Source organism: Arthrobacter globiformis NBRC 12137 (assembly GCF_000238915.1).
GTDB lineage: Bacteria > Actinomycetota > Actinomycetes > Actinomycetales > Micrococcaceae > Arthrobacter > Arthrobacter globiformis.
The window spans coordinates 204,926-229,286 of record NZ_BAEG01000037.1 but is presented as its reverse complement, the minus strand read 5'-3'; the positions used below and the strand labels follow the sequence as shown (position 1 = coordinate 229,286).

Annotated in this window: 19 protein-coding genes and 1 pseudogene; 6 read left to right on the top strand and 14 right to left on the bottom strand. The window is 67.4% G+C overall.

What is annotated here, in order from left to right:
• Positions 1 to 30: 30 nt before the first annotated feature.
• Positions 31 to 834, top strand: a complete 804-nt coding sequence (locus ARGLB_RS06990; RefSeq protein WP_003800512.1) for a glycoside hydrolase family 25 domain-containing protein — start codon at positions 31 to 33, stop codon at positions 832 to 834.
• Here the strand turns inward: ARGLB_RS06990 and ARGLB_RS06985 are convergent.
• From ARGLB_RS06985 to ARGLB_RS06970, 4 genes are all read right to left on the bottom strand, one after another.
• Positions 819 to 2,045: a fumarylacetoacetate hydrolase family protein gene (locus ARGLB_RS06985; RefSeq protein ID WP_003800510.1), complete on the bottom strand. Its 1,227-nt coding sequence runs from the start codon at positions 2,043 to 2,045 to the stop codon at positions 819 to 821. The genes ARGLB_RS06990 and ARGLB_RS06985 overlap by 16 nt on opposite strands.
• Positions 2,042 to 3,574: an aldehyde dehydrogenase (NADP(+)) gene (locus ARGLB_RS06980; protein ID WP_003800508.1), complete on the bottom strand. Its 1,533-nt coding sequence runs from the start codon at positions 3,572 to 3,574 to the stop codon at positions 2,042 to 2,044. Before ARGLB_RS06980 ends, ARGLB_RS06985 begins: the two co-directional genes overlap by 4 nt.
• Positions 3,571 to 4,917, bottom strand: a complete 1,347-nt coding sequence (locus tag ARGLB_RS06975) for an L-fuconate dehydratase (RefSeq protein WP_003800507.1) — start codon at positions 4,915 to 4,917, stop codon at positions 3,571 to 3,573. Before ARGLB_RS06975 ends, ARGLB_RS06980 begins: the two co-directional genes overlap by 4 nt.
• A 182-nt stretch (positions 4,918 to 5,099) precedes the next feature.
• On the bottom strand, positions 5,100 to 5,822 hold the full coding sequence (locus ARGLB_RS06970; RefSeq protein WP_003800506.1) for a GntR family transcriptional regulator: 723 nt from the start codon (positions 5,820 to 5,822) through the stop codon (positions 5,100 to 5,102).
• Between the two features lie 225 nt (positions 5,823 to 6,047).
• Here ARGLB_RS06970 and ARGLB_RS06965 point away from each other — a divergent pair, with 225 nt between their 5' ends.
• Complete coding sequence (locus tag ARGLB_RS06965; RefSeq protein WP_003800505.1) at positions 6,048 to 7,388, top strand: MFS transporter; 1,341 nt, start codon at positions 6,048 to 6,050, stop codon at positions 7,386 to 7,388.
• A gap of 47 nt (positions 7,389 to 7,435) precedes the next feature.
• On the opposite strand, the gene ARGLB_RS06960 is transcribed toward ARGLB_RS06965, so the two are convergent.
• Together ARGLB_RS06960 and ARGLB_RS06955 are read right to left on the bottom strand one after the other, a co-directional pair.
• Entirely contained in the window at positions 7,436 to 7,918 is a 483-nt protein-coding gene (locus ARGLB_RS06960) for a pyridoxamine 5'-phosphate oxidase family protein (RefSeq protein WP_003800504.1), read from the bottom strand.
• Positions 7,919 to 8,030: 112 nt separating this feature from the next.
• A pseudogene (locus tag ARGLB_RS06955) lies at positions 8,031 to 9,458 on the bottom strand (flavin monoamine oxidase family protein); the annotation flags it as partial.
• A 133-nt stretch (positions 9,459 to 9,591) separates the two neighbouring features.
• Between ARGLB_RS06955 and ARGLB_RS06950 the strand changes: the two are divergent.
• The 3 genes from ARGLB_RS06950 to ARGLB_RS06940 all read left to right on the top strand — a co-directional run bounded on the left by ARGLB_RS06950 (position 9,592) and on the right by ARGLB_RS06940 (position 12,784).
• Positions 9,592 to 10,284, top strand: a complete 693-nt coding sequence (locus tag ARGLB_RS06950; RefSeq protein ID WP_043418223.1) for a TetR/AcrR family transcriptional regulator C-terminal domain-containing protein — start codon at positions 9,592 to 9,594, stop codon at positions 10,282 to 10,284.
• A 71-nt stretch (positions 10,285 to 10,355) separates the two neighbouring features.
• A complete protein-coding gene (locus tag ARGLB_RS06945) occupies positions 10,356 to 10,940 on the top strand; it encodes a hypothetical protein (RefSeq protein WP_003800501.1) in 585 nt (194 codons plus the stop codon).
• A gap of 89 nt (positions 10,941 to 11,029) precedes the next feature.
• Positions 11,030 to 12,784: a hypothetical protein gene (locus ARGLB_RS06940; RefSeq protein WP_003800500.1), complete on the top strand. Its 1,755-nt coding sequence runs from the start codon at positions 11,030 to 11,032 to the stop codon at positions 12,782 to 12,784.
• A gap of 5 nt (positions 12,785 to 12,789) precedes the next feature.
• On the opposite strand, the gene ARGLB_RS06935 is transcribed toward ARGLB_RS06940, so the two are convergent.
• The 6 genes from ARGLB_RS06935 to ARGLB_RS06910 form a co-directional block, all read right to left on the bottom strand.
• Positions 12,790 to 14,997 carry a putative bifunctional diguanylate cyclase/phosphodiesterase gene (locus ARGLB_RS06935; protein ID WP_003800499.1) on the bottom strand — a complete coding sequence of 736 codons (2,208 nt, stop codon included), beginning with the start codon at positions 14,995 to 14,997 and terminating at the stop codon, positions 12,790 to 12,792.
• A gap of 306 nt (positions 14,998 to 15,303) precedes the next feature.
• Entirely contained in the window at positions 15,304 to 16,422 is a 1,119-nt protein-coding gene (locus ARGLB_RS06930; protein ID WP_003800498.1) for an NAD(P)/FAD-dependent oxidoreductase, read from the bottom strand.
• 110 nt (positions 16,423 to 16,532) lie between these two features.
• Positions 16,533 to 17,576 carry a Gfo/Idh/MocA family protein gene (locus tag ARGLB_RS06925; protein WP_003800497.1) on the bottom strand — a complete coding sequence of 348 codons (1,044 nt, stop codon included), beginning with the start codon at positions 17,574 to 17,576 and terminating at the stop codon, positions 16,533 to 16,535.
• Positions 17,576 to 18,382 carry an amino acid ABC transporter ATP-binding protein gene (locus tag ARGLB_RS06920; protein WP_003800496.1) on the bottom strand — a complete coding sequence of 269 codons (807 nt, stop codon included), beginning with the start codon at positions 18,380 to 18,382 and terminating at the stop codon, positions 17,576 to 17,578. The genes ARGLB_RS06925 and ARGLB_RS06920 overlap by 1 nt, the downstream gene beginning before the upstream one ends.
• The gene (locus tag ARGLB_RS06915; RefSeq protein WP_003800495.1) at positions 18,379 to 19,167 is read right to left on the bottom strand and encodes an amino acid ABC transporter permease; all 789 of its coding nucleotides are present in this window, start codon (positions 19,165 to 19,167) and stop codon (positions 18,379 to 18,381) included. Before ARGLB_RS06915 ends, ARGLB_RS06920 begins: the two co-directional genes overlap by 4 nt.
• A gap of 116 nt (positions 19,168 to 19,283) precedes the next feature.
• Positions 19,284 to 20,150 carry an ABC transporter substrate-binding protein gene (locus ARGLB_RS06910; protein WP_003800494.1) on the bottom strand — a complete coding sequence of 289 codons (867 nt, stop codon included), beginning with the start codon at positions 20,148 to 20,150 and terminating at the stop codon, positions 19,284 to 19,286.
• 177 nt (positions 20,151 to 20,327) lie between these two features.
• On the opposite strand from ARGLB_RS06910, the gene ARGLB_RS06905 reads away from it, so the two are divergent.
• Entirely contained in the window at positions 20,328 to 21,410 is a 1,083-nt protein-coding gene (locus ARGLB_RS06905; protein WP_043418221.1) for a LacI family DNA-binding transcriptional regulator, read from the top strand.
• Between the two features lie 13 nt (positions 21,411 to 21,423).
• Here the strand turns inward: ARGLB_RS06905 and treS are convergent, their stop codons facing one another.
• Complete coding sequence (gene treS, locus ARGLB_RS06900; RefSeq protein ID WP_373279094.1) at positions 21,424 to 23,649, bottom strand: maltose alpha-D-glucosyltransferase; 2,226 nt, start codon at positions 23,647 to 23,649, stop codon at positions 21,424 to 21,426.
• A gap of 386 nt (positions 23,650 to 24,035) precedes the next feature.
• Positions 24,036 to 24,359, bottom strand: coding sequence for a hypothetical protein (locus tag ARGLB_RS06895; protein WP_003800491.1), 324 nt, complete (start codon positions 24,357 to 24,359; stop codon positions 24,036 to 24,038).
• Positions 24,360 to 24,361 lie beyond the last annotated feature (2 nt).

Here is a 24,361-nt window from a genome sequence, read left to right as displayed (position 1 = left end):
CTTCTTTGTTGACCGCCCCGAGGAAGGCCGATGATGTCCGCTACTCGATCAGTTCTGTCCAGGGTCCGGTGGCTTCCGGCGCTGGCCGTCACCATTGTGCTGATGCTTCAGGCCGTCCCGGCCGAGGCCGCCGCCGCGGGAGTCGGCAATGATGTTTCCTGGCCCCAGTGCGGCAGGGCGCTGCCGAAAGGTCCGGCTTTCGGGATCGTGGGCGTCAACAACGGCCTCGCGAACACGACGAACCCGTGCCTGGCCACCCAGCTGACATGGGCGGCGTCCTCGTCGGGCACCACGGCCCAGCCCAAGGTGCAGCTGTACGTCAACACCGCCAACCCCGGTCTTGCCGGCAGCTGGTGGCCCACCAGCAACACGTATGCCGGCACCAAGGTCTTCAACCCCTACGGCGACTGTAAGGCGAACGACGTCGGTCCGGCCTGCTCCTACATGTACGGCTGGGCCAAGGCCTACGACGATGCGTACATCCGCGGCATCAGCAACCCTTCCGCCTACACCTGGTGGCTGGACGTGGAAACCGGAAACTCCTGGTCCGGCGACAAGGTGGCCAACCGGGCAGACCTGGAGGGCATGGTCGCCTTCTTCAGCAGCATCAACGCGAAGACCGGCATCTACTCCACCGCCACGCAGTGGTCCCAGATCGCCGGCACCGTGCCCGCAGCCAGCCCGCTGTTCACGCTTCCCAGCTGGCTGGCCGGGGCACGGACCCTGGCCGCGGCCACCCGCAACTGCTCCAATGCCGCTCTGACCGGCGGCGGCAGTGTCTCACTCACCCAGTACGTCTCCGGCGGCTACGACTACGACTACTCCTGCATCTGAGCTAGCTCCGCCTGCCGCTGCTCCGCGAGGTAGCCGAACAGCTGCCGCAGGCCGAAGGTCCACTCCGGGAGCTCCTCTGCCGTGCCCACCCGGTTGATGAGGGCACCGAGGTGGCGGCTCCGGATGGTCACAACATCCCCGTGCTTGTGCGTGAACCCCTGCCCCGGCTCGTCGCGGTCCTGGGTCGGTGCGAAAAGCGTGCCGGTGAACAGTGCGAAGCCGTCCGGATACTGGTGGTGCCTGCCGCGGGTGGCCGCCACGAGCTCCTCGAAGGGCCTGCTGATCCTCGCCAGCGTGTTCCGCCCCTCCAGCAGGTAGCCGTCCAGGCCTTCGACACGCAGCAGGATCTCCTCCTCACGGAGGGTGTCCACCGTGAAGCTGCCGTCGAAGAGCCTGATCAGTGGTCCGAGGGCACTGGACGCGTTGTTGTCCTTGGCCTTGCCCAGCAGCAGGGCGCTGCGGCCCTCAACGTCGCGCAGGTTGACGTCGTTGCCCAGAGTGGCGCCCACCACCTCGCCGCGGGACGTCACGATCAGCACCAGTTCCGGCTCCGGGTTGTTCCAGGAGGAGAACCGCGGAATCCCGATGCCCGCGCCCAGGCCCACCGAGGACAGCACCGGCGCCTTCGTGAACACCTCCGGGTCCGGCCCGATGCCCACCTCGAGATACTGCGACCAGAGCCCCTCGGCAATCAGGACGCGCTTGGCCTCGGCCGCCTCCGGGGACCCCGGCCGGACCGTGGCGATGCTTCCGCCGAGCGCCTTCCCGACAAGCTCGCGCATCTCGGCCGCCCGAGCGGCGTCGCCGGCGCACCTTTCCTCGATCACCCGTTCGATCATGCTGTCCACAAACGTCACGCCGCAGGCCTTGATGACCTGCAGGTCAACCGGTGCGAGCAGGTGCGGGCGTGCTGCGTCACCGGCCAGCGAGGCGGCGACGACGTCGGCCGTCGCCCACCGCTGTACCCCCAGTGCCGGGTCAAGGAGCGCCGCACGGACTGCCGCGGCTGGATCAGGCAGTTCGAGCAGTTCCGAGACGGTTCCGGCCAGGCGCGTCAGGTCGACGGCGGAGTCCCCGCTGAGAGCCACCACCCGGGGACCGCCGGTGGCGGGGTCCCAGATCCGGCCAACCAGCAGCGCCTGGCCAGCGTCATCCGGAAGGACAGAGGTTACCGGAGGAACGGAACTCCCGGGAATCGGCGGCGCGGTCACGGCCTGCCCCCGACCGTCGCCCCGGAACCGGCATCGGATGGCCTGCGCCAGACTCCGTCCACGCGCTGCGGCACTCGCCACGGGTTGCTGTCCCGCAGCGGCTCCGGCAGGCGGGCGGCGGGGAACGCCTGGTACGCCACCGGCCGCAGGAAGCGCCGGATCGCGGCCGTCCCCACGGAGGTGGTGGCCGACGTAGCGGCCGGATACGGGCCGCCGTGGTTCTGCGCGTAACTGACGGTGACCCCGGTGGGCCAGCCGTTCCACAACACCCGGCCGCTGATGTCGGCGAGCCGGGCGGCGAGCCCGGCGACGTCGTCGTCCTCTTCCGCCTGCAGCGTCGTGGTGAGCTGCCCCTCGAGCAGTTCGGCGAGGCCCGGAAGCTCGGCCTGGTCCGTGTATTCGACCACCAGGCTGGCCGGGCCGAACATCTCCTGCCGCAAGATGCCGGGATCTGCGCGCACCGCATCGGCCGTGGTGCGCAGGACAGTGGGTGCCGGTGCTGCCGCGAAGTCCCCCTCGAGCAGCACGTCCACTCCGTGGCTGCCGCTGAGCCGGCGGACCGCGTCAGCGTAGCCGCCATGCAGCCGTTCGCTCAGCAACTGCGCCGGCGTGAAATCCGCAAGGGCACCTGCCAGGACACGGCCGGCCGCCCCGGTCCCTGCGGGAGACCCGCCAGCCGGAACGAACAGCAGCCCCGGCTTGGTGCAGAACTGGCCCATGCCGAGCGTGAAGGAGCCCGCATAGCCGGTGAGGATCTCCTCGCGGCGGGCCGCCCAGGCGTTCGGCGTGACAAAGACGGCGTTGATGCCACCGAGCTCCCCGAAGAACGGGATGGGTTCGCGCCGCGCGGCGGCGCGGTCCAGCAGCGCCCGGCCGCCCGCCGTCGAACCTGTGAAGCCGACGGCTTTCACCAGCGGATGGTCCACGAGTGCCTCCGCTGCCCGCCGTCCGGAAACCAGGGAGAACAGGCCCGACGGCGCCCCGGCAGCCTCCAGTGCGGAGGTCACCGTTTCGGCGGTACGGACCGCAAGTTCGCGGTGGCCGTCGTGGGCCTTGTGCACCACGCTGCAGCCGGCGGCGAGCGCCGACGCGCTGTCGCCGCCCATCACGCTGAACGCGAAGGGGAAGTTGGATGCACCGAAGACGCCCACGACGCCGAGCGGAACGTTGTAGCGCCGCAGATCCGGACGTGGACCCATGCCCCAGTGCGGGTCGGCGTGGTCGATCGTGGCGTCGAAGTGCTCGCCCTGCAGGATCTCGGCCGCGAAGAGCCGGAGCTGGAAGACCGTGCGCTTGAGCTCCGCCTCGAGCCGGGGAACGCCCAGGTGGGTTTCGCGGGCGGCAATCTCCACCAGCGTTCCGGCGGCCTGCTCCAGCCCGCCGGCCACGGCCTCCAGCCAGCCGGCACGGGTGGTGGGATCCGCGGTCCTGCCGTTTTCAAAGGCCGACTGCGCGGCCTCGACGGCCGTGTTCAGCTCCTCGGCAGTGGTGGCTCCTGCAGCGATGACGGCAGCGCCGGCGCCGGTCATCGGGCGGCCCCGGCGGGAGCGAGGATTGCGCCTGTCACGGCAGCGCGGCTGCCCACTTCCTGCCAGCCGGAGCCTGCGGGGAACTCCCAGCGGGAGCGGGACGCGCTCAGCATCTCGGCGCCCGTCCCGGGAAGAACCGGCGCGGCATAGCGCCCGCCGATGATCCGGACCGGCTCGGCGAAATGCTCGTGCAAGTGGTCGACGTACTCGATCATGCGGCCCTCCTGGCTGCCGCTGACCACTGCATAGTCGAAGAAGGAGAAGTGCTGGACCAGTTCGCACAGGCCCACACCGCCCGCGTGCGGGCAGACCGGGACGCCGAACTTGGCCGCGAGCAGGAGGTTGGCGATGTTCTCGTTGACGCCGCCCACGCGGGTGGAGTCGAGCTGCAGGACATCGATCGCCCCCGCCTGCAAAAGCTGCTTGAACACGATGCGGCTGGCCACGGCCTCACCGGTGGCCACCCGGACGGGCGCAACGCCCTTTCGAATGTCGGCGTGGCCCAGGATGTCATCAGTGCTGGTGGGCTCTTCGATCCAGTAGGGGTTGAATTCAGCGAGCTCGTTTACCCAGTCGATTGCCTCGGAAACCTCCCAGCGCTGGTTGGCATCAATCGCGATGGGCAGGTCGCCCACAGCCTCGCGGGCAAGGGCCATGCGGCGGCGGTCGTCCTTGAGGTCGCCGCCCACTTTGAGCTTGATCATCGAGAAGCCCTCGGCGGCGGCCTCCTTGCTCAGCCGCACCAGCTTCTCGTCGCTGTAGCCGAGCCAGCCGGGCGAGGTGGTGTAGGCCGGGAACCCGTCCGCCTTGAGTGCAGCAATCCGGGCGGACTTGCCGTCCTGGCCGGCACGCAGGATCTCCAGCGCTTCCTCGGGGCTGAGGGCGTCGCGGATATGGGTGAAGTCGACGACGCTCACCAGCTCTTCCGGGCTCATTTCGCTGAGCAGGAGCCACAAGGGCTTGTTCTCGCGCCGGGCCCGGATGTCCCAGAGGGCACTGACCAGGGCACCGCAGGCCATCTGCGTCACGCCCTTCTCGGGGCCCAGCCAGCGCAGCTGGGAGTCGTGGACCAGGCGCTTGGACGCACCGCCGAGGTCATAGATCAGTCCGTCGATGTCCCGGCCGACGAGGAGGCGGGCGTAGGCGTCGATGGCGGCGGTGAGGATGTCGTTGCCGCGGCCGCAGCTGAAGACGAAGCCGTGGCCTTCGTCGCCTGCGTCGGTGCGGATGACGACGTAGGCAGCGGAGTAATCGGGGTCAACGTTGACCGCGTCGGAGCCGTCAAGCTCCAGGGACGTGGGGAACCGGACGTCCTGCGTGCTGACGGAGGTGATGGAAGGCATGGATGCTTCTTTCAGGTCGGGGCGGACTGGGCGATTCCTATATGAATTTCGATAATCATATAGGAATCGTGATCCAGATCAAGCCCTTCCGGCGCCGGGATCCCGAGCTTGCCCTGGTCCGGGCACGAAAAAACCCCGGCCGCAGTGGCCGGGGCTTGCCCGTCGAAGCGGTTCCGGTCCGACTATTTGATGATCCGCTTCCCGGGCGGGCCAACCTCTTCCAGCGGGGCCAGCTCGCCCTCGAAGGCCTGGGCGAATCTGTCGAAGGAGTTGCGGATGTGCCGGGTCATGGCCGCCTCCGCCCCCTCCGGATCACATGCCTCAATGGCATCCGTGACGGCAGTATGCTCCGCGACGGTAATGGCGCCATCCACGTCGGCCGGATAGAGCCGGAAGGTGTGGAGGTGGCAGTGGGTCTGCGCGAACGCATGCCGGACCACGGGATTCCCCGAGGCGGCCAGGATGGTGTCGTGGAAGCGGGTGTCGTGCGCCACGAGGTCCTGGCGCAGGTCCTTGGTGACCTTCATGGTCCTCCTGAAACCGGCGAGCTCCTTCCCCAGGGCGGCCGCCGGGTTGGCCAGCCGGTCGACCGCGGCGACCCGGGCAGCCCAGGGCTCCACGAGCAGCCGGAACTCAAACAGCGAGCGCAGCTCAGCCAGGCCCAGCAGCGGCGTGGTACTGTACCCGCGGCCGGGGCTGTAGACCACCAGGTTGTCGCCCTCCAGGCGCTGGAGCACCTCGCGCACGGGCGTCTGGGACACGCCGAGGCTGCGCGAGACCGCGTCGATGTTGATGCGCGCGCCCGGGGCCATCTCACCCTCGAGAATGGCCGCACGCATGGACGCGTACACGTCGCTGACGGCAGCCTTTCCGCGGGAAGTATCGGACGATTGACGTGGTGGCACGCGGTTACCTCTTGATTCTGGTCTGACGGGAGTCGCTGGGGGAATCATAAGCCACGCGCCCCGACGCCTCCGGGCAAACTTTTTTCGACTGCCCCTTGATCCGCGCTGCCTGATCTATATGATTAACCAGATTCCTATATGATTTTAGCGTCGATCCCTTCGGCGTCTTCCCCTACCGCCGGTGCCCACAGCACCCGAAGCCATGTTCACGTCGAAGGAGACCGCATGACTGCGCTCGGAAGCAAGACCGCCGCCACACCATCCGCCACGCCACCCCGCCTGATGACCCGAAAGCGCTGGGTCATCATCTGGCTCGCCTTTATCGGCCTCAGCATCAACTACCTCGACCGCTCGAGCCTCAGCGTGGCCCTGCCGTTCATGGGCAAGGACTTTGAGCTCACCGCCACCCAGCAGGGGCTCATCTTCGCCGCCTTCTTCTGGGCCTACGACTTCTGCCAGCTCGCCGCCGGCTGGTACGTGGACAAGGTGGGCCCCCGCCGGTCGTTCTCCCTGGCGGCGGTCTGGTGGTCCGCCTTCACCATGGTCACGGCCGCCGCGTCCAGCTTTTGGTCGCTGTTCGCGGCCAGGTTCCTGCTGGGCGTCGGCGAGAGCCCGGCACCCAGCACGGCCGCCAAGGTGGTGGCCACCTGGTTCCCGGTCCGTGAGCGCGCCTTCGCCACCAGCATCTGGGACTCCGGTTCGCGGGTCGGCGCCGTCACCGCACTGCCCATCGTCACCCTGATCGTTGCCCTTACCTCCTGGCACGCGGTGTTCATCATCATCGGCGTGGCCGGCATCATCTGGGCGGCCGTCTGGTGGAAGTACTACCGCAGCCCCGAAGAGCACCAGGGCGCCAACACCGCCGAGGTGGACTACATCCGCGAAGGCGGCGCCCGCGGCGAAGCCAGCGATGATGCCGGCGCCGCCAAGCTCCCGTGGCGCTCACTCTTCAAGTACCGCACGGTGCTCAGCATGATGTTCGGCTTCTTCTGCCTGAACAGCGCCATCTACTTCTTCATCACGTTCTTCCCCAGCTACCTCGTGAAGGAACGCGGCTTCGACCTCCTGAAGCTTGGCTTCTTTGGCGCCATTCCGGGCATCTGTGCCGTGCTGTTCGGCTGGCTCGGCGGCTACCTGGCCGACCGCGCCGTCCGGGCGGGGGCATCCGTGACCAAGGTCCGCAAGACCGCCATCGCCGGCGGCCTGGCCGGCGGCTCGGTCATCATGTTCGCCGCGCTGGTGCCCGAAGCCTGGATGGCCCTCGCCCTCCTGTCCGTGGCCTACTCCAGCCTGACGGTTGCCGCCACCGGCATCTGGTCGCTGCCGGCCGACGTCGCCCCCAGCTCCCGCCACGTGGGTTCCATCGGCGGCCTGCAGAACTTCGCCTCAAACCTGGCCGGCATCTTTACCCCGATCCTGATTGGCGTGCTGGTGGACCAGACGGGATCGTTCGTTGCGCCGCTCGCGGTAATCGGCGCAGTGTCGCTGGTCGGTGCCGCCAACTACCTGTTCATCATGGGCAAGATCGAACCCCTGAAGGTCAAGGAAGCCTGGACACAGCAGTAAACACACAGCAGCGCGGGGTCGAAGTGACCCCGCGCTGCTGTGTGCCGTTACAGTTCGACGGTCCCGCTCTCGCCCACGCTCATGCGGCTGTGCGTGACCTTCGACTTGACCCATTGCAGGACAGTCGCCGCGGTGCCGCCCGGGCTGGTCCAGTACTCGGCGGAGTCGGAGTCCACGCGCAGCAGGACCACCCCGGGGGTGTCCGGCCCGTCCGGGAACCAGGCCTCAACCGCCTGGTTCCAGAGCTCGTGGATCTTGGCACGGTCCCGCACCACCTCGGCGGTCCCGGCCACGGACACCCACTCGGTGCGCTTGCCGAAGGACACGTTGACCCGGGGGTCCGCCGCGATGTGGGCCACCTGGGAGGTTCCCTCCCCGGTGAAGAACCACATGTCGCCGTCGTCCTTAACGTCCTGGACCGCCAGTGGGCGGCTGACCAGGGCGCCTTCCTCGTTGATGGTGGTGAACATTCCGATGTGGGAGTCGTTGATGATGTCCGTGACCTTGCTGATGCTTTCCGTGCCTGCCATGCTGTCACCTCGTTCTGCTCGATTGCGTTCTCTTCGATGCGTTCAGCTGAACCGGGTCAATGCCCTGACAACCACCTTATTGGTAAGCGTGCTTACTTTCCAGCCGGCCAGGTCAGCCGACGGCAGCCGCTGCGTCCGCCAGTTCAGGCTGGCCAGTCGCTGCGGCGGCCTCCGCAATGCGGGCCGCGGTGGCCTGGCCCATGCGGACGGCCCCGTCGACGTGCTGGTACCCTTCGGCGGCGAGGTCGGAGGAGCACCAGTAGATGGGACCGACGGCAGCGTGCTGGTCCTTGCCGTACCGGTGCAGCCCGCCAAGGTCGTAGCTGGCGGCGTAAGCCCCGCGCGTCCACTCCTCGGAACCCCAGTCGGATTCGTAGTACACCTCCGGCTCGAGGGCCTTGTCGCCCAGGAAGCCGGCGATCGATTCCAGGATGGCCCGGCGGCGGTCGTCGGCACTCAGCTCGAAGACGGCGTCGGCCTTTTCATCCGAGACGAAGCCCACGAGTGTTCCACGGGTGTCGCCGTGGTTGGTGTTGTCGTAGACCTCCTGGACCAGCGAGCCCGCACCGAATCCGGTACCGGAGAGCCCGTCCTCGCGCCAGAACGGCGTGCTGTAGACGGCGTGCACCTTGATGACCAGGCCCAGCGACTGGTGCTGGTGCATCTGGTGCTGGCGGCGCGGCAGGGGCGGGTTGAAGGAGACGCGGGAGTACAGGTTGGGCGGCACGGCCATGATCACGAAGCGCGCGTTCACCGTGGCCCGGTCCGAGACGGCGGTAACCCGGTGGCCAACATCACCGTCAGCCTCCCAATGGATGGTCCGCACCGGGCTGTTAAGGACGACGTCGGCACCCAGTTCCGCTGCCTGCAGCAGGGAAACCTGCTGCATCCCGCCGATAACCCGCTTGTCCAGGATGAAGTCCTCATCCGTCAGGTGGGTGAAGGAACCGGCGGAGGCGGCCATCAGGACGGCCTGCAGGGCGGAGAAGGCGTGCGCCGGCTTGGTAAGCATGCCGCCGGCGATGAAGAGACCGATGTTGTTACAGGCCTCCTCGTCCGGGGAGTTCTGGCGCAGCCAGTGGTGGAAGGAGATGGTGTCCAGTTCCCTTGCCTTGGGATGCGCCCAGGGCTCGGTGGGTCCGACCTCGGCCGCCAGTTCGTCCAGCAGCGCGATGAGCTTGTCCATTTCGGCGGCCGTGGTGGCGCCGACCGGGAACATGTCGCCGGTGTAGCGGACCGGGGCGCCGTCGGCCCCGATGTAGACGGACTCCCCTTCGCGGTAGCGGGAGTACGTTTCCAGTCCGAGTTCGTCCAGCAGGGCCAGCAGCGCGGTCTGGTCCGGCGATACCCACTGGCCGCCGATCTCGAGCATGGCACCGTCAACGGTGTCGGTCCACGTCCGGCCGCCCACGCGGTCACGGGCTTCCAGCACGGCGACGGTCAGGCCCGCCTTTTTCAGTTGGCGGGCAGCGGTAAGGCCGGAGGGGCCGGCGCCTACGATCACTACGTCGCGGTCAAGATTCAGCATGATGTCCTTTCTCTGTGGCCGCGTGAGTGATGCGAACCACTAAATGAATACCATTCATTTATAAGAACTATAGGGCCTTTGGCAGAGGAGCGGAAGAGGCTGATGGAATAATGCGAAAGGACGTTCACCCGCAGAAAGGTCAGCCATGCCGGCATCACCAGCCGTAGCAACCGCCGGTTCAGCGACAGCTGGGCAGGGCACCCGGCGCCGCGCCGGGCGCCCCGTGGGAGGCGTGCTGGACAAGGGCGGCATCACAGAAGGCGCGCTGGGGCTCATCGAGAAGAAGGGCTACGACGGCCTGACCATGGCCGCACTGGCCCGCTCACTGAACGTGGCGCCGTCGGCCCTTTACAACCACGTGAAATCCAAGCGGGACGTGCTCCTGCTGGTGGAGGACCACCTGGCATCACTTGTGGATGTTTCGGCCTTCGGTGCCGGCCCGTGGGAGGACGCCGTGCGGAAATGGGCCTGGAGCTACCGTGACGTCTTCTCCCGCCACACCCCGCTGATACCGGTCATTGCCGTGCTGCCCGTGACCGATGCGCCACAGACCCTGGCCATGTATGAAACGGTCAGCTCCGGCTTTCGCGACGCCGGGTTTCCGGAGGAGCGGATCGTCTCTTCCATCGTCGCGCTGGAGTCCTTCATCTTCGGCTCGGCCTACGACGTCACGGCGCCGGCGGACATCTTCGATCCCGGAACCATGGCGGAGGCGACGCCCAGCTTCACGGGCGCGGTCCGCAGCCTGGCCGAGCAGGGCCACGAGCGGCCCGCCGATGTCGCCTTCAGCCTTGGCCTGGAAGCACTGATCAGCGGGCTGGGCGGCCTGCGGGGCTGATCCCATTCCTCCCGCCGCCCAAGGCGACTAAGATTCCCAAACACGCAAGCTGCGAGCCCAAGGACGGCGCCATGACCGTAATCGATCCGGAATCGCTGATCTTTGAGTACAGGCTCCGGTACCGCGGCACGCCGGGGCTTGAGCATGACCCTGCGGACTATCCGCTGCGCTGGGAAGTTGCGGTGAGTTGCCCATTTCCCGCCCCCGGCGGCGACGAGGAACGGCAACTTGGCAGCGCCGTCGTCCAGGTTGTTCCCAAAGCCGGCATGATCAACCTCTTCCTCACCACCAGCACGGCCGACCCGGAAATGGCCAAAGCCGTTGAAATGCTCACCACGGACCGCCCGGACCTCATCAGGGAGTACCTGCAGGACGGCGGAGACCTGATGATCGTCTCCTCGTTCGAGATCTTCCCCGAGTACCGTGGCGGCAGGACGGGCTACTCGGTGCTCAACGCCATCGTGGAAACCGTGGGCCGGTCTGTGAACCTGGTGGTGGTCCACGCCGTGCCGGCGGACGGCGCGGGGGTCCCGCCGGCGGACTCAGCAGAGCATGAGGAGGCCAAATCGGCGTTGCGGGCCTACTGGAAGGACTTCGGGTTTGAGGACGCCACCGGCGACTACCTGGTGTTCTTCCACAAGAACATCCTGGCCTGACACCACGCAGGCGGCGGCGCACTATATGCTCGTGTCCGGATGGCGGCCGCGGGGGGATGCGGGCGTCGCCATAGGCAAAGGTCTCCGCCGTGTCTGTTCTGAAAGTCCTGATCGCTGCCCTTCTCGCGCTGGCCCTTCCGGCCGCAGCGGTGGCCACGGCCCCGCCCGCCAGCGCGTCGGCGCAGGTTTACAACCCCTGCGCGCGGCTCAGCGCCGGGCAGACCAAGTTTTCCGGCTTCGGAGCGAACAGGGTCACGTTCGCCACGGCCACCACCCGCAACACCAGCCTGCTCACCATCACGGGCTGCGTCCGTTCGGGAAACCGCTATATCCAGGAGTGGCAGGACTGGGGCTACGGCGGGCAGTACGGGTTTGCCGCGCAGAACCGGGAATGGGAGGACACTTACCGGTCCCCCACTGGCTCGTTCAGTTTCACGGAGGCCCTGGGGCGCAGCAATCCCGGCACGGCCCTGAAGTACTACAAGATCAACGGCCGGTCCCGCTGGGGCGGTGAATGGAACCGGAACTACAACCAGTACTTTGAAGGCGCCGGCGGCGAAGCCGATGAGAACCTCTGGAACTTCATGAACCAGGGCTATTACGAGCAGGCCGCCGTCATCAACTACAACCGGCCGCCGGACTCAAAGACCGTCCTTGGCGCCTCGTACGCCATTTTCTTCCATGCCGGCCGCGCCCCCAGTGCCGGCTGCGTCTCCACGAGCCTGGCCACGGTCACCCGTCTGCTCCGGACCAGCCGGCCAGGAGACCGCATCATTATGGGGTCGGTGGATGACGTGTTCACGCCGTACTCGAGCAACCCGTTCGGTGCCATCACCGCCAAGTACGCCCGCACCGGGGGACCCGCCAGCTGGCTGGGCAACCCCGCCTCCCGCGAGGTGACAGGGCTGCGGAGCGGCGGGGCGTACCAGGCGTTCCGGGGCGGGTCGATCTATTGGTCGGCGGCGGGCGGTGCGCGTACGGTCGGCGGCGCGATCCGCAGCAAATGGGCTGCCGCCGGCGCGCAGAACGGCAGGCTTGGCTACCCCGCGTCGGATGAGGGACGCGGCCTTACGAACGGCGGTGCCTACCAGAGCTTCCTGGGCGGCCGGATCCACTGGTCGCCGGCGACGGGGGCGCACATCACCCGTGGCGGAATCCTCGCCGCTTGGGCCGCATCAGGCTACGAACGCGGCGTGCTCGGCTACCCCACGTCCGATGAGACCGGCGGCCTGAAAGACGGCGGCAGCTACCAGACGTTCCAGGGCGGGATCATCCACTGGTCCCCCGCCACAGGCGCCCGCATCACCCGCGGTGCCATCCGCACAGCCTGGGCCGGGGCCGGTTCGGAACACGGCACCCTCGGCTACCCCACAGGCAATGAGTACGCTTTCAGTGGCGGCGCGGCGCAGGACTTCCAGGGCGGAACCATCACGTGGACTGCCCAGTCGGGGGCGCGGATTGTTGCCGGGGCCATCGGCGCGAAGTTCAAGGCCGCCCGCACGCTTGGGCATGCCATCACCAATGAATTGTCCACCGGGGTCGGCGGACGCTACCAGGGCTTCCGGACGGGCTACATCATCTGGCACAGCGCCACGGGCGCGCACATCTCCACGCCGGCACTGCGTGCGGCATGGATCGCCGCCGGCGGCGGAACCGGCCCATTGGGCTTCCCGACCGGGGACGCCGCGGGCTCCCTCCAGGAGTACCAGCACGGTCGGATCGCCATCGCCGCGGACGGAACCGTGACCGTCACGCTGGACCCACCGCCGTCGTCCGCCCCAACCGCCGCGGCTCCAGCCCCGACCACCGCCCCGACAGCCACTCCCACACCAGCCGGCGGCTAAGCGCGTCACGCCGAGGGCAGCCCGCTGTCCAGGCGGGACGCGGTGAACCAGTCGTTCAGCTCGGCGGCCGGTACAGGCCGAAGGATGTGGAATCCCTGTGCCTGGTCGCAGCCGTAACGGCCCAGCTGGTCCAGGGCATCTCCGTCCTCTACCCCTTCGGCCACAACCGTCAGGCCAAGGCTGTGCGCAAGGTTGATGGTCGAGGACACCAAGGCCGCGCCCCGCGGGTCCCCGATCATAGAAACGATGAAGGAGCGGTCAAGCTTCAGCTCGTTGATGGGCAGGTCCCGAAGGTAGGCCAGCGAACTGTAGCCCGTGCCGAAATCATCGATCGCTACCCGGATGCCCCTGGCCTGCAGCCCGGACAGGATGTCCCTGGCACGGACACGGTCCGGCATCATGAAATCCTCAGTGATCTCGACCATCAGCGCCGACTCCGCCAGGCCCCGCTCCTGGATCATGGCTGCAATCCGGTCCGGCAGCTCTGCATCGATGAGTGAGCTGGCAGAGAGATTGGCAGCCACGGTCATCGACCTGCCCTGCGAATGCCAGATGACCGCCTGGTCCAGCGCCAGGGTAAGCACCCGGTCGTTCAGGGCGTTCATGAGCCCGCCCTCCTCGGCCAGGAGAAGAAACGAGCCGGGGGCCAGCAGCCCGTGCCGGGGATGGTTCCAGCGGACCAGGGCCTCCACGCCCTTCGCCTCACCCGTGATCACGTCCACCTTGGGCTGGTAATGCAGCAGGAGCTCATCCTCGGCCAGGGCTGCGCGAAGTTCCTGGAGCATCCTCAGCCGCTCCTCCCCGGGGCTGTGGTCCTCACTGGCGTACACGTGCCGGCCGCTGCGCGAGTTTTTGGCACGGTACATGGCCGTGTCCGCCTTGCGGAGCAGCGTCTTCAGGTCCGTCCCCTGCTCCGGGAACAGGGCGATGCCGACGCTGACACCGACCTGAAGGGCGATCCCCCTCAGGGTCAGGGGCTCACTCAAGGCGGCCCGCAGCCGGTCCGCGAGCCGGAGTGCCTCGTGCTCGCCGGCATCAAGAAGGATAATGGCGAACTCGTCCCCGCCCAGCCGGGCTATCAGGTCACCGGGCCCCAGGCACCGGCGGAGCCGTTCGCTGATCTGGATCAGCAGCCGGTCCCCCACGTCATGGCCCAGGCTGTCGTTGATTTCCTTGAACCTGTCCGCATCCAGGAGCAGGAAGGCGCACGGTGCATCCTGCTGCGCCTCGAGCACCCCGGGAGCGTCGGCGTAGAGCGCCCGCCGGTTCGGCAGCCCCGTCAGTTCATCGGTCCTCGACTGCCGGCGCACCTCGGCGAGCGTGACCAGCTGGCGGAAGGCCATCTGGGTGCGGATGCCGGCTGAGATCAGGGTGGCTGCGGCCAGCCCGACGGCGAGTTCCGGCACCGGGGTTCCGGTGCCCACGATCAGGACGCCCAGGCCGGCGGCGGTGGCAACCATCGGAACCGCCGGCGTCCACGCACCTTCGCTGGCGCCCTCGGCGGCTGCCCCCTGCCGGGTAAAGTCATCCGCCCAGGCGGCGATGAGGCACATGCCCGCTGTCCAGCCGGCATCCAGGGGTGTGCCCAGATAGTATGTGTCGTTCGCCAGCCGGAAGGCGTACGCAACATCGGCCGCGGCGAACACCATAAGCCCCAGCATCAGGATCACCCCGCTGCGGCCGGTGGCGAGACCCGGCACGGCTGCCATTCCGGCGGTCACGGCCAGGACCACGAGATCCAGCAGGGGGTAGGCGACCGCAACGGACGTGGCGAACGAGGGAAACCCGCCGGCAGCCGACAGCAGCGGGCTGAGCAGGACCACCAGGACAGAGGCCGCACCGAATGAGCCGACGACGGCGTCCAGCAGCACTGAACGTGCCAGCCGCTGCCGCAGCGCGAGCAGATAGACGAACAACCCGCTGAGAACCAGCGGATAGAACAGCAGGTAGCCAATATCCGCGGGCGACGGGAAGGGCAGCGAACTGGCCCCTGCCAGCGAGGAGACGTAGATGGTGCTCCCCGCCGCAAACGCACTCAAGGCCATCGCCACGAGGGCGAGTGCCCGGCGGTTCTTGGCGCGATAGGCCGCCAGCCAGGCCACGGCAGCGGGCGCCCACGATGCCGGCATCCCCAGCCAAAGGTCCACGAGCGGATTGAACCCCTCGCCGTGCACCATCAGCCCCGCCAGGTACAGGCCAAGGAGCACCCACATGAGCCACCGGAGCCAGGGCCGCGGCCCCGTCCGCCCGCCAGACCGCAACGCTCTTCGAATCACGCCTGTTTCCATCCGCCCCCCAGCATCAGATGCGCCAGCAACTCCTTTGCCCCCCTGGATCAATTCGGGGCCGCCGGAGGCGTGACTGAAGTATTCAGCGTTGCCGTCAACCCGAGGGGTACACGGCAACCGCATGTGACTCGTATCGTACGTCACATGCCGGGCCGATCCGATAGCCATCTCATGAAAGAAGCCCCGCACCGCCCGTGTTCAGCGGCGGTGCGGGGCTTCCGTCTCTTCAGGTTAGGAGAACCGGCCGGGACGGAACGTGGCCAGCATGGGGTGGCTGTCTCCCGTCAGGATCTCGCCGGCGAGGAGTTCGCCGACCACCAGCCCGAGCGTGGCACCGGAGTGGGTGAAGGCCACGAAGCAGCCGGGCACCTGGCCCAGCTCGCCCAGCACCGGCTCGCCGTCGCCGGGGATCGGCTTGTAGCCGATCTTCCAGCTGCCGGGCTTGAGCTCAGGGTTGCCGGCAATGAGCTTGCTGGCTTCGTCGGCGAGTTCCTGCACCACATCCTCGGGGATGCTGAACGAACCGTCCGCATGCTCCGTGATGTGTTCCTCGTACCAGTCGTGGTCCAGGGCGAACGTGCTGCCCGGATTGGGGCGCACGGCGGCCCGCGGCGTGTTCATCACGGCCCTGACGCTGTGCTCCACCGGCTTGGTCAGCACCAGCATGGACACCGGGGAACCGTTGGGGATGTCCACGCCCAACGGAGCGACGACGGCGGGTGTCGCCGCCCCGCACGCCACCAGCACCGCGTCGGCGTCGTACGTCTCCCCCGCCGCCGTCTCGACGCCCACCGCCCGGCCGCCGTCGACCACCACGGCGGACTTGCCGGCGTTCAGCACCAGCCTGCCGCCGCGCTCGTGGAATTCCTCCATCAGGAAGTCCACCAGGTCCGGCAGGCTGACCCAGCCCTCACCGGGGTTGAAGATGGCGTTTTCGGGAACGGCCCCCGCATCGATGCCGGGCGTGAACGCGGCAATGCGCTCCGGGGCCAGCAGCTTCGAGTCATAGCCGACGGACTTCTCGAAGGCGTGGCGCGCCTCGGTGGTCTCCCGCTGCCCTTCGGCGTTCCACATGAGCCCGCCGCCGAACTGCAGCCACTCCCGGCCGGGGTCGGCGGCGAAGAGCGTGCGGTACCGGTCCACACCGGCGAGCCGGAGCTGGTGGTAGGGAGTGGACCTTTCGCCTGCGGAGTTGAGCCAGGAGAGCGAACGTCCGGTGGCTTCGCTGGCCAGGCCCCGTTCGGTCAGCAGCGTCACGGATGCGCCTTCGCGGAGCAGGTGGACAGCGGTGGAGACGCCCAGGATGCCGCCGCCGATGATGGCGACGTGCTTGGTGGCGGTGGAGGACATGAGTTCTCCCTTTCTGCGGATTTTGGACACGGTTGATGGGGACGCGGCTTTGGATTCGCTGCGTCCGGGAAGGTAGGGCGGCGGGTTGCCGCAAGAGTGGGGACCGGGCGTCAGGCCAGCGCGTGGATGCTTTCGATGACCTTGAGGACTTCGAGCGGCCCGGCCGGATCGACGGGCAGCGGGCCTTCCCCACGCAGGGCCGTGGCTAGCTGCACATAGAACTGGGGATAGGCGCCGCGCTCTGCGCCAACGGGAATGGCGGCTCCATCCACCCCAAGAAGCCCCCAAGACTCCTGGAGATCAACGCCATAGGCGGGATCCGACGGTGTCATGCCGGCCGCGAGCGCGGGTTCCTGGCCGTCCAGGCCCCACTTGGTGTAGCCCGATTCGGAGCCCAGGACGTGGAAGCGCGGACCCACCTGGGCTGCCATGCCGTTCATCCATAGCCTGCTGCGGACCCCGGACCTGTGAAGCAGAGAGACGAACGCCTCAGTGTCTGCGGCCTCCGGATCCGATCCCCGGTTGGCCGTCTCCCCGTAGCTCTTCTCGACCGGCCCGAACAGCCGGACGGCCTGGTCGATCAGGTGCGCGCCGAGATCGTGGAGGATCCCGCCGCCCTGGGCAAGGGAAACGGTGTCGCGCCAGTTCCCGAAGCCCTCCGGCCGCCACCATTCGAACCGGGATTCGAACGTGCGCACCTCGCCCAGGGCGGACTCCCGAAGCAGCTTCTGCAACGTCAGGAAGTCGGCGTCCCACCGGCGGTTCTGGAACACCGTGAGCTGCACCCCGGCGTCGGACGCCAAGGCGATCAGCTCCTCCCCCTGGGCTGACGTCGGCACGAAGGGCTTGTCCACCACCACGTGCAGGCCGTGCGCAATGGCTGCGGCCGCCAGGTCGAAGTGCGTGTGCGGCGGCGTGCCCAGGATGACGAGGTCCAGGTTCGCGGCCTCTGCGAACATCGCTTCCGGCGTGGAAACGATGCGTGCCTGCGGGTAGAGCCTGGCCGCTTCCGCGGCCCGCGCCGGGTCCGCCGTCACGATCACGTCCAGCGAATAGTGCGGATCCGCTGCGACCAGCGGCGCGTGGAAGACCTTGCCGGAGATCCCAAAGCCGACGACGGCGGTCCGGATGGGCGCCTCTGTCAGGGTGCGCATCACAGCACCTCCGAGAGGAAGCGCTGCAGCCGTTCGCTGCGCGGGTTGTCGAAGAGTTCGGCCGGTGTGCCAACCTCCACCACTTCGCCCTCGTCCATGAAGACCACCTGGTCCGCGACCTTGCGGGCGAAGCCCATCTCGTGCGTGACCACCAGCATGGTCATGCCGCGCCGGCCGAGTCCTGCCATCAGGTTCAGGACGCCTTTGACCAGTTCCGGGTCCAGGGCGCTGGTGGCTTCGTCGAACAGCATCACCTCCGGTTCCATGGCCAGCGCCCGGGCGATCGCCACGCGCTGCTGCTGGCCCCCGGAGAGGTCTCGGGGGCGGTGGTCGGCCCGCTCGGCCAGGCCCACTTCCGCCAGCCGGCGGCGCGCACGGTCCATGGCCTCGGCCTTGGGCATGCCCTTGACGCTCCAGAGGGCAAGTGCCACGTTCTCGAGTGCGGTGTGGTCAGGGAAGAGGTTGAAGTGCTGGAACACCATGCCGATCCGGCGGCGCAGGGTGTCCGGCTTGACCTGCAGGGCGCTTTCACCGGCCAGCAGCACGTCGCCGCTCTTGGGTTCGTGCAGCCGGTTGACGCCCCGCAGCAGCGTGGACTTGCCCGAGCCCGAGGGCCCGATGATGCAGGTGGTGGTGCCCGGGGCTACCGTGAGGCTGACGTTCCGAAGGACCTCGATGTCCCCGTAGGCCATGGTCAGGTTCCGCAGTTCCAGGCTGGAGCCGTGGAACGTCTCGATGTCCTGGGCTTTGTGGGCGGGCATCTTGTTTGGGGTCGTTTTGCTGGCGCTGGCGCTAGTGAGGTTCATGTGTTGCTCCCGGTGGTGAGTGGCGAGGCCGCGTCGAGTTCCGTGACTTCCTTCAGGCCGCTCGTGGGCGGAGTGGGCCGGCGGCGTCCAGTGCGGAACCTGTTGTCGAAGTAATTGACCAGGTGCGTCAGAGGCACCGTGATCACCAGGTAGAAGATGCCGGCCATCACCAGGGGCGAGAGGTTTCCGGACAGCACGGCGGCATCCTGACCCACCCGGAAGAGTTCGCGTTCGCTGACCAGCAGGCCCAGGAAGTAAACCAGCGAGGAGTCCTTGACGATGGCAATGAACTGGTTCACCAGGGCCGGCAGGACGCGGCGGACGCCCTGCGGGACCACCACCAGGGCCATGGATTTCGCGTAGCTCATGCCCAGGGCGCGGCACGCTTCGCCCTGGCCCTTGTCCACGCTGAGGATGCCGGCGCGGAAGATTTCGCCGATGTAGGCGCTGGCGATGAGGCTCAGCGCGATAATTCCCAGCGGGTACGGTGAGGGCCCGAAGACTGACTGGCTGAAGCGCGCGAAGCCCTGGCCGATCAGGAGGATCGTGAGGATGGCCGGCAGGCCGCGGAAGAGGTCTGTGTAGATCCGGGCCGGGATGCGCAGCCACCGGGACCGCGAGATGCCCATGACCGCCACCACCATGCCCAGCACCACGCCAAGGATGGTGGCGGCGACGGAGATGATCAGTGTGTTGAGAAGGCCAACCCCGAGAAGTTGGGGCAGCACCTCAAGCATTGCTTCGAAGTCGAAGAAGGTGCGGCCGATGATGTTGAGCCAGTCCATTGATTGCTCTCAGACGTTAGTTGTTTTTTATTCGAGTGCCGGACGGGTGTCCCTGTGCCGGGCGGCCGGCGTGCGGGCCGCCCGGCGGGAACGGCACTGGGCCGTCCGGCTGCCGCTTACTTGTTTGCGGTCGGGGCCGGGGTGGCGGTCTGCTCGGCCTTGGGCAGGTACTGCTCAGGCATCGGGGAGCCCGGGAACCACTTCTGGTAGAGCTTCTTCCACGTGCCGTCTTCCATCGCCTCGGCCAGACCCTTGTTCAGGGCTTCCTTGAAGGCGGGCTTGTCCTTGGCGATGGCGAAGCCCGCAGGGGCGTCAAAGGAGGGGATGTCAGCCGCACTGATCAGGCCGTACTGCTCCTGGTACGCCTTGGCAGCTTCGTAGTCAAGGAAGTGGGCGTCCACGGAGCCGCTGTTGACGGCGGCGATCGCGGTGTTGTTGTCCGGGAAGCGCACCAGGCTGGCGGAGGTGAAGTTCTTGACCGCGTAGGCCTCCTGGAGCGTTCCCTGGACCACGCCCAGCCGCTTTCCGTTGAGGCCGTCCACGTCCTTGATGCCCGAGGCGTTGGTGGTGATGACCGTCAGGTAGCCGGCAAGGTAGCCGTTGGAGAAGTCGACGGTTTCCTTGCGCTTGTCGGTGATGCCGATGGCGGCCACACCGACGTCGAACTGGCCGTTGGCCACGGCGGCGAGCAGCCCGGAGAAGTCCTGACCGGTGAAGACTACTTTGTCTACGCCGGCGCGGTGGGCCACGTCCTTGAACAGTTCGACGTCGAAGCCGGTGAAGTTACCCTGCGCGTCCGTGAAGGTGTACGGCTTTGAGTCGCCCAGGCTGGCCACCCGGATGGTGCCCGGTTCGATCAGTCCGTACGGGTTCTCGGCCGGGCTGGAGGTGGCGGAGGATGACCCGCCGCAGCCGGACAGGGCGAGGATGGCCGCCAGGGCTGCCGCAGCCACTGCTGCCGGGCGGAAGTTCAGTTTGATCACAGCGTTGTCCAATCGTGGGAGGGAAAGCGGTGCTGTCAGGGCCGCCGAAGGATTTGGTCGATGAAGCTCTTGCTGAGTCCGGTCTCAGTCCCTACGATTGAGACCGGACTCACATCGATTGCTAGAAATGTAGCGGAACTCACAGGCCGCGTCAACAGCCCCCTCGGAAAGGTGAACATGAGCAGTGACGGAGCAAGGCGCCGGGACGTTACAGTTGCCGACGTCGCAAAAGCTGCCCAGGTGTCCAAGGCCCAGGCGGCACGCGCCTTGGGCAACTACGGGGCCGTCAGCGACGACGTCCGCGAGCGGGTTCTCGCCGCGGCGGAAGAGCTGGAGTACCGGCCCAACGAGCTGGCGCGCAGCATGAACACGGGGAAATCGCACACCATCGGCGTTGTGGTGGGCGACATCGAAAACCCGCATTTCGGGCTGGCCACCAGGGGGATCACGGACACGGCCAAGAAGAGCGGGTTCAACGTCATCCTGATCAACACGGACGAGAACACCGCTGCCGAAATGGACGCCGTCCGCGTACTGCTCGACAAGCGGGTCGACGGCCTGATCGTCGCGCCGGCCTCATCGGTGGAGACGGAACATTTGCGGCGGGTCCACGAATCGGGCCGGCCGCTGGTGCTGCTGGACCGCTCGGCCGACCGCCTCGCGGTGGAGACCGTCGCCGTCGACATGGCCGCCATCTCTTACGAATCGACCCGGTACCTCCTGGACGCCGGGCACCGCAGGGTCGCCTTCATCTCGACACTGCGGACCGACGCCGGGTATTCCGTGGAGATGCGGCTGGATTCGTCGCAGATCTCGGACCGCATTGAGGGGATGCGCCGGGCCTTTGCAGACGCGGGGTGCGAGTTCCCTGAGGACCTTGTGCGGCTCAACGCCGGCGATGCCGGCTCTATCCGGAGCCTCACGCGGGAGGTGCTGCTGGGCGCTGACCCGGCCACCGCCGTCGTGGCTTCCGACGGCCTGATTGCCCTCAGCGTGGTGGAAGCCATCCAGGAGATGAGACTCCGAATTCCCGACGACGTGTCGTTCCTGATGTACGACGACTTCGCCTGGACCCGCCTGACCACGCCACCCCTGACGGTGGTGGCGCAGCCCGTCTACGAAATGGGCGCGGCGGCGGCGAGCGCCCTGATCAGGCAGATCGAGGGCCGCCCGCCGGTGGCGCCGGCACCGGAGTTCCAGGCCGCGCTGGTGCGGCGCGGCTCGGTGGGCCCGGTGCCCGTGGCGGTGCCGGCACCGTAGGTGCCGGGCCCGCTCACTCGGCGTCGCCGTCGTCCTCCTTCGCGCCCTCCTTCAGGAGCAGCGCCGTGCCCTGGTAGGCACCCAGTTCCAGGAAGAAGCTGTGCAGGTCGTCGACCTGCCCAACGGCCTCGCCGCTGAAGAGGTCATGGACGCTGCTGCCGGGAACCAGGTGCGTGGACTGGATGCTGCCCGCGATGTCCTGGCCGGAGAAGTTGAGCACAGTCGCCTGCAGGTCCCCGCTGCCCAGCCTGTTGACCATGACCAGCAGCCCGCGGTGGGAAACGTCCGGCACGTCCAGCAGGGTGCTGGTGGCGATACCGCTCTGTTCCCGCACGGCAAGGATCTTCTGCAGGCGCCGGGCGTAGGATGACGGGTCCTTGAGCTGGTCTGGCAACGGGCCGTAGAGGCTGCGGGCACGGGGCATGCCGGCGGAGGAGGCCTCCGCCTCGGGGCTGGTGCCCATGATGTCGTGGGCGCCGCGGTTGATCCAGCGGGTATCTCCCTGCGCGGTGAGTTCCCGCACCTTGTGGCGGTCCAGGGCGGCGACGCCGGTGAGGTCCCAGCCGGACAGGGCAAAGACACCCGGCTGCAGGGCGTTGTACATGGACAGCAGGATGTGGACGTCCAGGACCTGGGCCTGCTGTTCGTCGGAGAGGTTCTCCGGGTCCTGGATGCCCAGGGCGGCCATGATGAAGCTGGCCGTGGTGCAGGCGATGCCGTTGGTGGTGAACAGGGCGTTGTACGGAGTGTCCGGCCCCGTCAGCCGTTCCCGCAGGGTCTGCTGGACGTGCTCGGCGACTTCGGCCCCGGTAAGTTCCTGGCCGTTGAGTTCGAACACGTCATCCTTGTGGCCGGCGGCGAAATGGACCAGCTCGTAGGTCAGTTCGTCGTGGTTCTGGAGGGCGTGGACCAGTGATGCCTGGTCGACGCCGATTTCCATGGCGAGCCGCAGTGTCAGGCGCAGGAATTCGGTGTCGGCCGTCACCAGGGCGTAATGGTATGCCGGCCTGGTCACGAAGTCGTAGGAAAGATCCGGACCGGCCTCCGAGGTGGCCTTGATGTCGTCGATGGTCAGGTTGAGTTCCTGGAACGAGAACCCGCCCACCTTGCGGATCATGGATCCGATCAGCTGGTTTGCGGCCTCGGACAGCGGATGCCCCTCCGACCAGCCCGGCTGCTCCTCGGCGCTTTTCTCAACACCCAGGAACCCGTTCGCGTCCAGCCGCAGGGCGCCGGTGCCGAGGTCGAGCAGTGAGTGCAGGGCGTCCCCGACCACCAGTCGCATCCCGGCAAAGGTGGGGTCCAGCCAGTTGATGGACGGCTGTCCGGCCTTGAAGTAGTGCAGATAGACCCAGCGCCGGGTTTTCCCGGCCGTGTCCACGATGGGCCGCGTGGCGCTCCAGTTCGTCTCCTTCACGCCAGGCTCGTAAAAGATCACCCGCTGCAGCCTGCCGATGATGTACCCGGCCTTCTGCAGTGCCTGTTCGGCGTCGGGGCTGATGTTTACCGAATCTTCGCCGTCAGGAACGTCCGGCAGCAGGTGCCAGTCCTCTTCCGGGATGTCGATCATGTGATAGATGCCGGGGTAGTCCCGGAAGTTCATCTCGGCCAGACGGAAGTCGGCACCCTTGCCCGTGTGGCCGGGAACGATGTCATCGATCACGGTGCCGTCATGGTCGGCGGCGACCTCGCACATCTTGCGGAATTCGTCCTCGGTGCCAAACACCGGGTCGATCGCCATGCTGATGCGGTCGAAGTGCCCGTCCACGCTCGGCGTCTGGGACCACCCCCGAATGCCGCCGGCGAGCTTGACGGGACCGGTGTGCAGGCCCCGGATCCCGATCTCCCGGAAGGCGTCCCACAGTTCAGGATCACCCAGGGCGGAGAGGAAGGACTGGCCCGGGCGGGTGATGAAGGACAGCGGGTAGGCGGTGAACCAGACGGGCGCGCGTTCCACGGCGGCCCGGGGGTTCGGATGGGCATAGGAGTTCTGCCACATGCTGGCCTGACCGGAGAGCTGCCGCGCCATCACGTTCGCGTCCCCAAGCATCGCCTGGTTCCGCAGCCACTCGACATAAGCGGCGTTGCGCCCGTCGAACTCGAGCGAGGGCCGGTCGGCAAAGAACTGGCGACGGCGGGCGATCGGCCTGAGCGCCTTGGGACGGGCCGGATAGAACTGCTCGTCATAGGTGATGTCAGCCGCTTCGGTTGCTTCGGGCGCTTCCGGTGCTTCGGTCACTGAGTCAGCCGGGGGCACTTCGGCTGCCGAGGCTTCCGCTGCTTCCGGCGCTTCGGCCGCTTCCGCGGCCGCCGTATGAGCCGGGGCCGCATCGAGCCCGTCAGGCTCGGCGGCCAAATCGTCGGCTACTGAAACGCTCTTGTTGAAGCTTGCTTCCCGCACAGATTGCTCCTTTATCGGTGGTTCCTGCGTGGCACCTCCCGGGGTGTTCTTCAGTCTTCCCGTACCCCGGCGCCTTGAGAGTATTCACATTTGTCCGCTTAGCCCACCGTATGTCGACGGCCGCCGGAATATCGACTATTTGCGTCAGCGGTTCTTTCAGCAGTGAAGGAACCGTACGGAACCCAACTCTCAAAAGGCGGCAGGGCGAGCAGTCCCCGCCCGGCCTACGTGCTGAGGTCCCAGTGGGCCCGGATAGCCTCGGCGATTGGGCCGGAGGTGACGTCCACCCGGAAAGCAACGGGTGCGGTCCCGGTCTCTTCGACTATCAAGTCACGGTACACGCGGCCGCATGAGGGACAGAGGGTGTAGAGGTCCTCATCCGCAGGCCATTCCGCCAGCTCCGCGGGAACGGAGGTGCTTCCTCCGGCGTAAACGGGGACGCCTTGTGAATTGGCCTGTATCAATACGGCCTGGCTGACGGTGTTGCCGCACACGCAGGAGATGGTGGTGACGTCATGACCGATCACATTGGCGGTTTCAGTGTCCACGA

What these genes read in the sequence shown, in the direction of transcription:
- ARGLB_RS06990 (WP_003800512.1), top strand. Translation starts at nt 31, where the DNA reads ATGATGTCCGCTACTCGATCAGTTCTGTCCAGGGTCCGGTGGCTTCCG.
- ARGLB_RS06980 (WP_003800508.1), bottom strand. Translation starts at nt 3,574, where the DNA reads ATGACCGGCGCCGGCGCTGCCGTCATCGCTGCAGGAGCCACCACTGCC.
- ARGLB_RS06975 (WP_003800507.1), bottom strand. Translation starts at nt 4,917, where the DNA reads ATGCCTTCCATCACCTCCGTCAGCACGCAGGACGTCCGGTTCCCCACG.
- ARGLB_RS06965 (WP_003800505.1), top strand. Translation starts at nt 6,048, where the DNA reads ATGACTGCGCTCGGAAGCAAGACCGCCGCCACACCATCCGCCACGCCA.
- ARGLB_RS06960 (WP_003800504.1), bottom strand. Translation starts at nt 7,918, where the DNA reads ATGGCAGGCACGGAAAGCATCAGCAAGGTCACGGACATCATCAACGAC.
- ARGLB_RS06950 (WP_043418223.1), top strand. Translation starts at nt 9,592, where the DNA reads ATGCCGGCATCACCAGCCGTAGCAACCGCCGGTTCAGCGACAGCTGGG.
- ARGLB_RS06945 (WP_003800501.1), top strand. Translation starts at nt 10,356, where the DNA reads ATGACCGTAATCGATCCGGAATCGCTGATCTTTGAGTACAGGCTCCGG.
- ARGLB_RS06935 (WP_003800499.1), bottom strand. Translation starts at nt 14,997, where the DNA reads ATGTGGGTGCTCCTTGGCCTGTACCTGGCGGGGCTGATGGTGCACGGC.
- ARGLB_RS06930 (WP_003800498.1), bottom strand. Translation starts at nt 16,422, where the DNA reads ATGTCCTCCACCGCCACCAAGCACGTCGCCATCATCGGCGGCGGCATC.
- ARGLB_RS06925 (WP_003800497.1), bottom strand. Translation starts at nt 17,576, where the DNA reads ATGCGCACCCTGACAGAGGCGCCCATCCGGACCGCCGTCGTCGGCTTT.
- ARGLB_RS06920 (WP_003800496.1), bottom strand. Translation starts at nt 18,382, where the DNA reads ATGAACCTCACTAGCGCCAGCGCCAGCAAAACGACCCCAAACAAGATG.
- ARGLB_RS06915 (WP_003800495.1), bottom strand. Translation starts at nt 19,167, where the DNA reads ATGGACTGGCTCAACATCATCGGCCGCACCTTCTTCGACTTCGAAGCA.
- ARGLB_RS06905 (WP_043418221.1), top strand. Translation starts at nt 20,328, where the DNA reads ATGAGCAGTGACGGAGCAAGGCGCCGGGACGTTACAGTTGCCGACGTC.